Annotated in this window: 9 protein-coding genes; 4 read left to right on the top strand and 5 right to left on the bottom strand. The window is 56.4% G+C overall.

Annotated elements, in window-relative coordinates:
- The first annotated feature begins 152 nt into the window (after window positions 1-152).
- Window positions 153-578: a hypothetical protein gene (locus tag HMPREF0326_RS16625; protein ID WP_156896229.1), complete on the top strand. Its 426-nt coding sequence runs from the start codon at window positions 153-155 to the stop codon at window positions 576-578.
- Window positions 579-687: 109 nt separating this feature from the next.
- Here the strand turns inward: HMPREF0326_RS16625 and gyrB are convergent, their stop codons facing one another.
- From gyrB to HMPREF0326_RS03445, 3 genes are all read right to left on the bottom strand, one after another.
- Window positions 688-3,093 carry a DNA topoisomerase (ATP-hydrolyzing) subunit B gene (gene gyrB, locus HMPREF0326_RS03455; RefSeq protein ID WP_008682925.1) on the bottom strand — a complete coding sequence of 802 codons (2,406 nt, stop codon included), beginning with the start codon at window positions 3,091-3,093 and terminating at the stop codon, window positions 688-690.
- Between the two features lie 66 nt (window positions 3,094-3,159).
- A complete protein-coding gene (gene dnaN / locus HMPREF0326_RS03450) occupies window positions 3,160-4,314 on the bottom strand; it encodes a DNA polymerase III subunit beta (RefSeq protein WP_008682924.1) in 1,155 nt (384 codons plus the stop codon).
- A gap of 147 nt (window positions 4,315-4,461) precedes the next feature.
- The gene (locus HMPREF0326_RS03445) at window positions 4,462-5,835 is read right to left on the bottom strand and encodes a helix-turn-helix domain-containing protein (RefSeq protein ID WP_008682923.1); all 1,374 of its coding nucleotides are present in this window, start codon (window positions 5,833-5,835) and stop codon (window positions 4,462-4,464) included.
- A gap of 317 nt (window positions 5,836-6,152) precedes the next feature.
- On the opposite strand from HMPREF0326_RS03445, the gene HMPREF0326_RS03440 reads away from it, so the two are divergent.
- From HMPREF0326_RS03440 to HMPREF0326_RS15470, 3 genes are all read left to right on the top strand, one after another.
- The gene (locus HMPREF0326_RS03440) at window positions 6,153-7,847 is read left to right on the top strand and encodes a M23 family metallopeptidase (RefSeq protein WP_020990205.1); all 1,695 of its coding nucleotides are present in this window, start codon (window positions 6,153-6,155) and stop codon (window positions 7,845-7,847) included.
- Window positions 7,848-8,020: 173 nt separating this feature from the next.
- A complete protein-coding gene (locus HMPREF0326_RS03435) occupies window positions 8,021-8,245 on the top strand; it encodes a hypothetical protein (protein WP_020990204.1) in 225 nt (74 codons plus the stop codon).
- A gap of 172 nt (window positions 8,246-8,417) precedes the next feature.
- A complete protein-coding gene (locus tag HMPREF0326_RS15470; protein ID WP_008682917.1) occupies window positions 8,418-9,983 on the top strand; it encodes a sensor domain-containing diguanylate cyclase in 1,566 nt (521 codons plus the stop codon).
- 77 nt (window positions 9,984-10,060) lie between these two features.
- Here the strand turns inward: HMPREF0326_RS15470 and larB are convergent, their stop codons facing one another.
- On the bottom strand, window positions 10,061-10,834 hold the full coding sequence (larB, locus tag HMPREF0326_RS03425) for a nickel pincer cofactor biosynthesis protein LarB (protein WP_009303338.1): 774 nt from the start codon (window positions 10,832-10,834) through the stop codon (window positions 10,061-10,063).
- 78 nt (window positions 10,835-10,912) lie between these two features.
- Window positions 10,913-12,076, bottom strand: coding sequence for an ISAs1 family transposase (locus HMPREF0326_RS03420; RefSeq protein WP_232224903.1), 1,164 nt, complete (start codon window positions 12,074-12,076; stop codon window positions 10,913-10,915).
- Window positions 12,077-12,106: the final 30 nt, after the last annotated feature.

Below are 12,106 nucleotides of genomic sequence, written 5' to 3'. Positions count from 1 at the left end.
ACGCGGCAGGGTATAGTGACTACGTCTAAACACCGGTTAATGAAGATTTTTATTCTCTGCCTAGGTCACCGCCAGCGGCTTGCTTGAGCCGTTCACGCGCAGGCAGAGAGCAAAAAGACCAGTAATCAGTGTTTCCCTAGAACAGATTAACTTTGAAATTTGTAAAATTTCAAAGTTGGCATTCTGGCGAAAAACGTGGTTTCCGCCAGAATCCACGCCGCGGTGCGGCGTTAAAGCAATTTCACTTTGAAATTGCTTTAAATTCCGATAAAAAATCTGCCCCCTGCATAGAGCAACAGCAACAGCACGCCTTCAGCCATGCACACGCGGCTCACGGCCCGGAACAAAATTCCGGCATGCTCTCCGAAACGCGAAGACATGAAGAGAAATACGACAATATTGCTGAACAATATGGCTATGACCGCTGGAAGGACAAAATTATAAGCCCTGGGCCGGCCCTCCAGACTGACTGTCAAAAAAAGACACATGGCCGCGCAGGTCAGCCAGCCGCCCACAGCGATAAGCCAGGACAACCAGCCTGTGGAGGGTTGTTTGCTGTTTTCCATTCCTATGCGTAGTTCCGTTTTGAGAAGTGTGATCAATGAAAATTTTTGTTTTTGCCGAGGCTGTTAAGCTGCTGGGTGAGCAACGCGGCACAGGGCAAAAAGACCATCAACCGGCACTTCCTTAAATATCCAGCTCCTGTACAGCCAGGGCGTTACGTTCAATGAAATCGCGGCGCGGTTCCACCCTGTCGCCCATCAGTTCCTCAAAGGCGTCGGAGGCGGAAGTGGCATCCTCCACGGAAACCTGCAACAGAATGCGGTTGTCCGGGTTCATGGTGGTCACCCAGAGCTGGTCCGGATTCATTTCGCCCAGGCCCTTGTAGCGCTGGATATTGATGCCCCTGCGGGCTTCGTCCAGCACCATCTGCATGAGCTGAAAGACGTCGTCGGCCGCGGCTTCGCCGTCCTTGCGCCTGAGGGTAAAGGCCAGGCCGCCGCACTCCTCGCGCAGTTCGGTAAAGAGTTGCCAGGTCTGGCGGTACAGGCGGGAGGCGAAAAACTCCATGCCGCGCCGGGTGTGATGGCTGCCGGTACTCTCAAAAACCGCGAACAGGCGTTCTTCGTCGTCCTCCTCGCTGCGCTCACGCTCTAGGGTCAGCAAATAGCCGTGCTCATTGAGCCAAGCCGTGAATTCGCTGTCCTGGTCCTCCAGCATGGAGGCTTCCGCACGCACGGGATAGGTGGTCAGCGCCAGGAAAAGGTCGCGCGGGGTGCCCGCCCCTTCGGCGTCAGTCACGCGCATCTCCAGCTTTTCAATACGCCGCATGAGGCTGATCAAGGCTTTGCCGCTGAAAGTCTTCCCGTTACGGGCCACGATGCTGACGTCCTCACTGACCCGGGAGAGCAGAAAATCGTTGAGCTCCGCGTCGTCCTTGATGAACTTCTCCATGCGTGAGTTGTGCACGCGGTAGAGCGGCGGCTGGGCGATATACACAAAGCCCTTTTCCACCATTTCCTGATACTGGCGGAAAAAGAAGGTCAGCAACAGGGTGCGGATATGCGCGCCGTCCACGTCGGCATCGGTCATGATGATGATCTTGTGGTAACGCAGTTTTTCCAGGTCCGTGTCATCCTGAATGCCCGCGCCCATGGCTGTGATCAGGGCCTTGACTTCCTTGTTGGCCAGCATCCGGTCAAAACGGGTGCGCTCGGTGTTCAGAATCTTGCCGCGCAGGGGCAGGATAGCCTGATTTTTGGGATTGCGTCCCTGCTTGGCCGAACCGCCTGCGGAATCGCCCTCCACGATAAAGAGTTCCGATTCCACGGGGTCTTTGCTCTGGCAGTCGGCCAGCTTGCCCGGCAGGGCGTTGTCCGACAGAGCCCCCTTGCGCCGCACCAATTCCTTGGCCCGGCGGGCCGCGTCGCGGGCCCGGGCCGCATCCACGGCCTTCTCGATAATCAGCCGGATGTCCTTGGGATTTTCCTCAAAATAGACGTTCAGGCGGTCATAGACCACCCCGGCCACCAGACCGGCCACCTCGCTGTTGCCCAGTTTGGTCTTGGTCTGGCCCTCAAACTGCGGCTGGGGCAGCTTGACGCTGATCACCGCCGTGAGGCCTTCGCGCACGTCGTCGCCGGACAGGGCGGTATTTTTCAGCTTCTTGACCAGATCCTGCTGGCCCTTGATATAGCCGTTGATGGCGCGGGTCAGGGCCGTGCGGAAGCCCACCAGGTGGGTGCCCCCTTCCTTGGTGCGGATGTTGTTGGCAAAGGTAAGGATGTTTTCCTTGTACCCGGCGTTGTACTGCAGGGCGAAATCCACGGTGACGCTGTCCACCATGCCTTCGCCGAAAATAATTGAATGGATGCCCTGCTCGCCGGAATTGAGATCCGCCACAAACTGGCGAATGCCGCCCTCGGCGTGGAAAACATGGGTTTCGCCGATGCGCTCGTCAATGCACTCGATGATCAGGCCCTTGTTCAGGTAGGCCAGTTCCTCAAAGCGCTTTTTCAGCGTTTCATAGGAAAATTCGAGGACCTCGAAAATTTCCTCGTCCGGCCGGAAACGCACGGTGGTGCCGTGGCCTTCCACATCCTCGCCGATGACGGCCAGCTGGTCCTGCGGCACGCCGCGCGCGTAGTGCTGGCGATAGCGCTTGCCGTCGCGGCGCACCGTGACAGTCAGTTCCTCGGACAGGGCATTGACGCAGGACACGCCCACGCCGTGCAGACCGCCGGACACCTTGTAGCTCGTATTGTCGAACTTGCCGCCGGCGTGCAGCTTGGTCATGACCACCTGCACGGCGGGCACGCCTTCCTTAGGATGGATATCCACCGGGATGCCGCGCCCGTCGTCGCGCACGGTCACGGAATTGTCCGCATGCAGGATCACCGTGATCCGCGAACAATAGCCGGCCATGGCTTCGTCAATGGAGTTGTCCACCACTTCATAGACCAGATGATGCAGGCCGCGCCCGTCCGTGGAACCGATATACATGGCCGGGCGCTTGCGCACGGCGGAAAGGCCTTCCAGAATGGTGATGGAAGAGGCGTTGTAGCCGCCGTTGCCGGAGGTTTCAGGAACCATCAGTATTTCCCTTGTCTTGAGCTCAATATTGCCGTGTGCTTTGTCGGAAAGCCCTAGGGGGCTGCTTTAAACGTCTTCTTCGCTGTAATAGGTGGTCTCGGAAACCTTCATGGGCATGATGATCACCGTGTAGTCCGGGTCTTCCGGTCCCCGGATACCGCAGGGACCCTCCGTTCCGGTGAGCAACATGTCGATCTTGGCGGAAACGAAATGTCCGAGCACGTCCAGTAGATTGCGGGTGGGGAAGGCTATACGGGCAATGTCGCCCTTGTAGGCCACTTCCAGGCTTTCCGAGGCCGAACCCACGTCCTGGCCCTGGGCGGACAGACGGGCTTCGTTTGCAGAAAGATCCATATAGGTGCAACGGTCGCTCTCGGTATTGAAGATCAGAATACGGCCCAGAGCGTCCATTCCTTCCTTGCGATCCAGGGTCATGGAGTTGACGCCTTCGTCCGCGAGCTTGCCCATAAAGATATTGTAGTCCGGATATTCGTAGGCCGCGCGGGGCAGGCTGAGAGTTTCGGCCCCGTCCAGGCTGCGCAGGTAAAGGCGCTTATCCGTAATATTAAGTTCGATTTCGTCCGCGCCCAGCCATTTTTTGATATCCTGGAGATATTTCTTCTGAATCAGCATGCCTTCGGCGGGCAGGCGCGCGGCCAGATCGTCATGGGTGAAGGAAACCAGGGCGAACTGATGGCCGTTGAGGCCGCAGACGTCGATATGCCCGTTTTCGCCCGGCTTCATGCACAGGCAGGCAATGGCGTCCATGGCATCATCGTCGCTGATGCAGAAGGCCACCTTGTCCAGCACGTCCTGCAGAAAGTCGCCGGACCAAGTCACCGCGTTTTCAACGGGAAATTCCGAAAAATTCTGGAACCACTCGGAACCGCTCACCGGCAGTTTGTACACCCGGCGTCCCTGTTCCAGCAGCAGATTGCCCGAGGCCTCGTCCAAGGTGAGATTGAGCACGCCCGTGGGCAACTGGCGTACCAAATCCACAAAAGCCCGGCCCTGTACGCCGATGAGACCCGGCTGGCTGACTTCAGCCGGGTAACGGCCCGTGAATTCAATGTTGGCGTCCGTGGACATGACCGCCAGACTACCCTCCTCGGCCTTGAGCCAGATGGAGCGAAGATAGGCGGCGCCGGCTTTGGCCGGAATGATGGCGGCGGCTTTCTGCAGGCCTTCGATGATCTGCTCTTTGTTTACAGTAAGTTTCATATGCTTTCCTTGAATATTATTAAGGTCTGTTCTTTTGTGCGCAACTCATAAAACTCTTTGAAATATTTTACTTTTTTATGATCAGCATAATGCCCGGACAAGGAACGGCGCGCACATTTTTCAATGTGGGCAGGCCGGAAGGTCCGCTTACAGGGCCGTTGTTTCCAATTGCGTCACCAGACGCTGCACATCTTTGTCACTAACCAGCAATTTCTTAATCTTTTTAATGGCATGGATGACCGTACTGTGGTCTTTTCCGCCAAAGGCCCGGCCCAGCTCCGGGTAGGACAAACCCAGCTTCTGGCGGCAGAGATACATGGCCACCTGCCGGGCCAGGACCAGATCAGGCCTGCGTTTGCCGCCCAGAATGTCTTCAGGCCGCAGATTCAGGCCTCGGGCCACTTCGCCCAGAATTTCCCGGCAGCCGGGCGGTCTGTCCGCTCCGCCGGTGCGCACGATGTTTTCCAGGTCCGCCGGGGTCAGATTTCTGCCGTGTACGGCGGCAAAGGCCGCCACTTTCAGCAGCAGGCCCTGGAGCAGGCGGAACTGGGCGCAACGCTGCGCCAGATAGAGCAGCTGGTCGCGCCCCAGATTCAGCCGTCTCTCCTTGCAGAGAGCCTGCAAATAACGCAGGCGCACATCCAGGTCCGGTTCCAGCAGCTCCACCACCAAGCCGCTCTCCAGGCGGGAACGCAGGCGCTCGTCCAGATCCTTCAGGGCCTGGGCCGGCCCTGCGTGGGCGAAGACCATCTGACGCGGCCCGTCGCTCAACCCGTACTCCATTCCGACCGGAGTCGGAACATCCGCATTTTGCCGGGGAGCCGGGGGACAGGCGTCCATGCAGGCGATCAGTTTTTGCTGCCAGGCCGCCTGCCCGGCCAGATCCTGCAGATCGTCCAGCAACAGGGCGTCGCACTGTTGCCAGAACAATTCCGGACGGCGTGCCCAAGGCGTGTCTTCGGCGCAGAAGCGCGCGGCATTCTGACAGATGATCCGTCTGGAAGCTGTTTTTCCGGAGCCGCGCCGCGCGAAAGACCCGGCCAGAGCCCGCAGCAAATGGGTTTTACCCGTACCGCTGCGCCCGCAGAGCAAAAAGGGGTTGTAGGCCTCGCCCACATCGCTTTCCGCAATTTCCTTGGCTGCGGCCAGAGGAAAGGCGTTTTTGGCGTTGCTGATAAATGAGGCGAAATTGTCTTCCGCGTTACGCGCGTCGTCCGGCCCGGCCTGCGGCTCGCCCTCTGAACCTTCCCGGCCGGAAGAGGCCTGAGGAGCGCTGATCTGGGGGAATGGCCCGCAGTGTTCGTAAACCACGCGCGGCAGGCTCTTGTCCGTAAAATGGCGGCTGAGGGCCTCTTCAAAGACGTTGCGTTTATGGCGCGAGAACCAGGCGGCGAAATACGTATGGGGAAAAACAACCCGCAACGTATCGTCCTCCTGCCGGAGGGTCAGACATTCGAACCAGGCTTCCGCTTCCTGTGTGCCGTCCTGGTTCAGTATGTGCCGCAATTCATTTTTCAGCATGACGTCGCGCCGTCGGCGCCTGCGCGCCGGCCTGTGGATAAGCTCCCGGGCCGCGCGCTGCCGGGCGCGGACAAGGCCTTGAGCCTTTCTTCCGTCGTATGGAAACAAAGTGTCTTTGTACCATAAAAACTTTGCTGAAACAAGTCTTGCCCGTAGGCCCGCGCAGCCTGTGGACAATTGTGGATAGGGTGCGTACAAGGCGCGCATCGGATGAAAAAAGGAAGAATCCGATCATCTCAAAGCCTTGCTCCGCCAGCCGCGCGGGTCAACTGGACAAGGCCCTGAGGGCCGGATATAGTTATTAAATGGAGTTGCCGATGAAACGACTCTGGCTGGTGGGAGTTTTTTTTATTTTTCTGGTGGGCGGCGTGCTGGTACAGCATGCCGGCAGAACCGGCTTTACGCCCGATGCCTCGCCCGAACAGGCGGCTGAACAGGTCTCGGAACAATCGACGCAGAGAACGGGCCGAGAGGCGCAACAGGATCAGAAGGTCCGGCAAGACCCAAGCGCGGATGCAAGCGGACAACAGATGTCGTCTGTTCCGCCCGCGCGGCCCGGTCCGCCGCAGGCGGATAAAAACGGGACGGGCACAGCTGTTTCTGAAGAGGCCGGGCGTGCGCCCGAGGCTGTGGCCGTTCAGACTTCCGCTTCTGATCCCGCCGATCGGTCCCGGCTTCCAGAGGCCCAGCCGGATGTTTCCGACAGCGTTTCCGGTGAGGAGACCTCCCTGCCGCCTGACACGGCCGTGCCCGGTGCGGAGTCGTCTGCGCAAGCGCCTTCCACGGGCTTGATCGAAGAGGCGCGGCCCGATGGCGCCCCTGGTGAGGAAGTGGTCAAAGGCACGGTGGAAAAGGGCGACACCATCAGTAAAATTTTGGAAAATACGGGCAGCGAAGGCATCTACCAGTATATCAGCGCGGCTCGCCAGGTGTTTTCCATGCGTTCCTTTCGCGAGGGCCAGCCCTATGTGATCGTCACGGACTCGGCTTCGGGCCGGGTCAAGCGTTTTGAATACGAAATCGACAGCCGCCGCCGTCTGGTGGTGGAGGGCGTCGAAGAGCCCGTGGCCAGGGTGGAGGCCATTGAATACGTCACCCTGCTCAGCACGGTGGAAGCCACCATCAGCGACAATCTCTTCCAGGCCGTGGCCGATGTGGGCGAAAGCCCGCAAATGGCGCTGCAACTGGCTGACCTTTTCGGCGCGGAAATCAACTTTATCCGTGATCTGCAGGAGGGCGACAGCTTTTCCGTGCTGGTGGAGAAACGCTATCGCGAGGGAGAATATAAAGGCTACGGCCGCGTTCTGGCCGCGCATTTCACCAATAAGGGCAAAACGTTCGAGGCCTATCTTTTCCGGGACGGTTCTGGCCGGGCCCAGTATTACAACCGCAAGGGCGAAAACCTGCGTAAAACGTTGTTACAGGCTCCCCTGGCCTTTACCCGTGTGACTTCCCGCTTCACGTCGAGCCGCAAGCACCCTATTCTGGGCTACAGCCGTCCGCATATGGGAGTGGATTACGGCGCGCCCACCGGCACGCCGGTCAAGGCCGTGGGCGAAGGCGTGGTCACCAAAAGAAGCTGGGGCGGCGGTTACGGCAACCAGATCATCGTCAAGCACGTGGCCGGGCTGGAATCCATGTATTCGCACCTTTCCGGCTATGCCCGGGGTCTGCGCCAGGGCCAGCGCGTGCGCCAGGGCCAGGTTATCGGCTTTGTGGGCAGCACGGGTTTGTCCACCGGGCCGCATCTGGATTTCCGCCTGCGCCAGAACGGCAAGTTCATCAATCCCACCAAGGCCATCAATCCGCGCGGCGAGCCGGTTTCCGCCAGGCACATGGCCGCCTTTGAAAAAGTCGTGGCCGAAGAACTGGCTTATCTGAAAGACCGCAAGCCCCTGTCCGAGTATACAGTGGACAGCGTGGTGCCGGAAAATGCCGTGCTTACCGACAATGCGCCGGATGCGGAAAAGGAGAAAAAGCCGGAACCCAAAAAACGCCGCCGTCGGAGCTAGACTTTTCGGAATACGGCCTTCCAGAACAATTCACGTTTGAAATATTATACATTTCAAACGCAACATGCTGTAGTTTGGGGAGAAGACATCTTCGGCAACGCAGGCAGGCGTCATGCCGGGCAATGTCCGTAATCCGGCCGGACCGCTTCATGAAAGAAGCGGGGGAGGGCCGTATGATCTTCTTTGATCCCATATCCCAGGGTCTTTCCGTGGTGCAGGATACGCCGCCCGGCGACGCGCTGGTGATTTCCTACACGCCGTCCGTAGTCAGCGACAGCACGGCCGCCGCCGCGCAACTGGCCGACGCGGCTAGTGCGGCTTCCTTCATGCAGGATCAGTGGCGGGCCGCGGCGGAAAATATGCAGGATATGGGCAATGTGGTCAGTGCGTATAGTTAGAGTATGTGTAAAATGCGGGCCGCTCTGGACAGAAGCCGACAAGAAAAGAACGTCTCCAAGGGGACGTTCTTTTTGGTTTTGACGGAAAAAAGCACAAAGAGTATACTTTAGTAGCAGGGCAAATAAACGGTGCTTCATCATTTTTGAAAATTTTTCACTGCCTGAAAATGCTATGAACATGAAAATTAGAGATAAAAATCAGGCGATATTTTTGGGAGTACGAGTCGGGTTTATTTTTCTGCTGACCGTAATTGTGATTATTTTTGCGGCATATTATACGTTATCTCGTAATTTTCAGACTCTCCTGACAAATTATACAATCAAACTCGTACAAGCCATGGTGGCGCAGGGCGTGGACATGGTGGAGTCCGAATTGGAAATCGGACGCAAGGAAGCCGCCATGTCCGCCGCATCTTTTGATGTTGCCAATGCCACCCAAGGATCCGAGTCTCGCTTTCCCCGCTTTTTTCCCGGTAAAGATACCCTGCGCATGGTTTATGTTTCGGAAACACGAACTATAACATCAGACGGCCGGAAACGGACCATAAACGTCCGGCCGGATATCCGCGCGGCCTTTGGCGGGGATATCGCCGTCCACGGACCATACTTCAATGAAGATAATGAATTTGTGATTTGCTATTCGGCGCCGGTGATACGGAACGGCAAGATTGTCGGCGCGCTGAGCATCGAAAAAAACGGCTATATATTCTGCAGGCTGATTCAAAGCATTCGCTTCGTCAATACCGGAGAATCCTACATTATTAATGCGCAGGGGACGGATATCGCGGTCAGTGATCCACGACACATGGAGTGGGTTACCTCCCGATATAACGCCAAAAAAATACTCAGTGGACAGGAGGATGCGGTGACGCGCCGTATCCTTGAGCTGGAGCAGAAAGGCCTTGACGGCAAAAAGGGAATCGGCACGTACTATTGGAAAAATGGCTTGGTTTATGTGATATATGAACCTGTTCCGTCGGTGGGGTGGGTGTTATTCGGCGGGTTGCGGGAAGAAGAGCTTGCTTCCATGACGCAATCCGTCTTTTTTACTTCTATTTCCAAGGGGCCCGCATTAAAAATTTGTCTTGCCGTGGTCTTTCTGCTCACTGTATTGATTATTTACTGGATTATTTCCAGTATGAAAAAAAGCGCTGAAATCAATAAAAAGTTGGAGATCATCGCTAATCATGACGCCCTCACAGGTTTACTGAATCGCCGTTTCATTGAAACCGGTCTGGCCGAGGAATGGAAATACCCGATCAGGGCTTCCGGGCAAGCGGCGCTTTTTATGCTCGATATTGATAACTTCAAGAAATATAATGACTTCTATGGCCATTTGAAAGGAGACGACTGCCTGCGCCAGATAGCCGCTACCTTTAAAAAAGTCTTTGATAGTCATAACGGTTATGTCATCCGTTATGGCGGAGAAGAATTCATTGCTGTCATTTTTTTGGTTGAACGCAAGTGTACTCTGGAACTGGGCAACAAGATTTGTCGCCTGGTGGAGGGGGAGGCATTGCCGGATGCCGACGGTGGCGTGGTAACAGTCAGCGTCGGCATGTGCCATATACCGAGCACAGTTGACATTTCTCTCTCTGAATGTATCCAGATTGCAGATAAAGCTCTGTATCAGGCAAAAACAAGCGGAAAAAACAGAGCGGTGCTGTTGGACTCTCCGCAACAGTCTCACGGAGCAACACCGTTGCAAGGGATTTCCGATTCCACAACAATTGGCTAAAGACAGTTTTTTTGTGTTTCAGACTGTGTATCCGCACTGGCGATCCGGGTCGTTGTGCTGTGGTCAGAATCTATTTTTTATTTTCTTCCCAGCACCTTGGCCGCAAAGGCCGCCGCGCCGAAGCCGTTGTCGATATTGAGCACGGCCACGCCGGGCACACAAGTGCAGAGCATGGTGGAGAGCGCCGCGAAGCCGTGCGCGCCCACGCCGTAGCCCACCGAAGTGGGCACGGCCAGTACCGGAGCCGGGGTAAGGCCCGCCAGCACGCCGGGCAGGGCTCCTTCCATGCCGGCCACGGCGATGATCACCCGTGCTTCGTGCAGGGCCCGCAGGTGCGGGCTCAGACGGTGCAGCCCGGCCACGCCCACATCCGTGACGCAGCCGCAGTCACAACCCCAGAACGCCAGCGCGCCGAAGGCTTCCAGGGCCACGGCCATGTCCGCGGCTCCGGCGGAAACCACCAGGGCCGCGCCGGATTGCGGCCAGGGCGGGGTCATCTGTTGTTCCAGCTGTTCCGGACCGCCCAGGGAGAACAGCCCGGCTTCAGGCCAGTGCAGGCCCGCCGGAAACATGTTGCGCAGCAGCCCGGCCTGCGCCCGGCTGACGCGGCTGACCAGTACCGGCCCGTGGCGGGAAAGGCCATCCACGGCGGCCAGTAGGGTCTCGTCGCTCTTGCCCTGGGCAAAGATGACTTCTCCCAGCCCGCTGCGCAGTTCCCGTTGCGGGTCCAGATTCAGGCCGTGCAAGGCATCTTGCGCGGTTTCAAAACTCAATTGATCCAAGGCCTTGTCCGTCGAAAGACCGCCCTCAGCCACCAGGGTCAGAATATGCCTGATTACGCTTTTCTGCATGCGGCCTGTATACGTCAGGTCGGAGGCGTTGTCAGCTTTTTCCCAGTAATTAGGCCGTATTCAGCAGGGCAGACGCATCTAAATTCTGAGAGCCTGAAGGAGAAAATCTTCACTCAGCGCAATCTTGAACCTCTTGCCCTTCAAGCTCGATTTCCCTGGCATGCGCCGAAGTAAATTGAGGCAGATACTTCGCAAAATTCCAAGATTTTTGCCCGCATTACGAACCCGTGCTCGACTTTGATCTTCATCAAAAACTACATCAAGACACCAGTGCAAGGCGTTTTCTATCTGCCAATGAGCTCTCACGCTTTTAGCGGCAAGCACTTCACCCTGAGCTAAACTACTTATGTAGTAACGACGGTTTGTCTCGATTTTTCCTCTACTTTCCCGCACTGACTCAATAAGTACAAAGCTTTGCAAGCCAGCCCACTGCTCCTTATCGCTATACCAGTCTATTGAAGGTGATTGCCAACACCGCCGGGTTTCAATACGGCCATATTCTTTCTCGATTTGTTCAAATCCCGGTGGAACGTCACAGGATAGAGCATCCATATGCATACGTACTTCCTCGTAAAACATAGGATGATTGCTCTTCAATGCCAAAAGGTAAGCAGCCTGTTTCTCGATGGCTTTAGCCGCTACAACTTTTTGGCAGTTGAGCGCATCGGCCGTTACTACACACCCTTTCAAGTCCAGCATATCCATTAATTGGGGAATGGCTGTAATTTCATTACTCTTTTCTTCTACGGCCAGTTGTCCGAGAACCAAACGATTTTCCACGGACCAAGCGTTGAGCATATGTAAAGCTGTCCCATTCTTCTTGGTAGTGCGCCGGTGTGTTTTTCCGTCAAAGGCCACTATGTCGCCGGTCACTTTCTCCCGAAGACGTCGGGATAATTCAAGGAGACATTCGCCAAAGCAACTCGGGGAAATTGCCTGAAATACACGGTTGAAGGTATCATGACTGGGAATGCTTTGCATGCCTATATGGCTGCTGAGCCAATCCTGCCTGGCATGGGCATAATCTTCCATGTCATAAAAGCCGTCACCGCCTGACAAGTACGAACATAAAGCAATAAACATAATAGTCTCAAGACGATGTATCTTTGTGCGCTCTACTCGTGGGTCAGTCAGGTCACGGAAAATAGCCAATGTGATTTCAATAGGGTCTTCCATAGCCCCCAGTCTATAGATCTTTTTTAGATGCGTCTGCCCTGCCGTATTCAGGCCGTGCTGTTGCATTGTGGCACGCGACACGGTACAAAAAGGCCC

The organism is Desulfovibrio sp. 3_1_syn3, assembly GCF_000145315.2.
GTDB lineage: Bacteria > Desulfobacterota > Desulfovibrionia > Desulfovibrionales > Desulfovibrionaceae > Desulfovibrio > Desulfovibrio fairfieldensis.
This window is presented reverse-complemented; position numbering and strand designations above follow the sequence as displayed.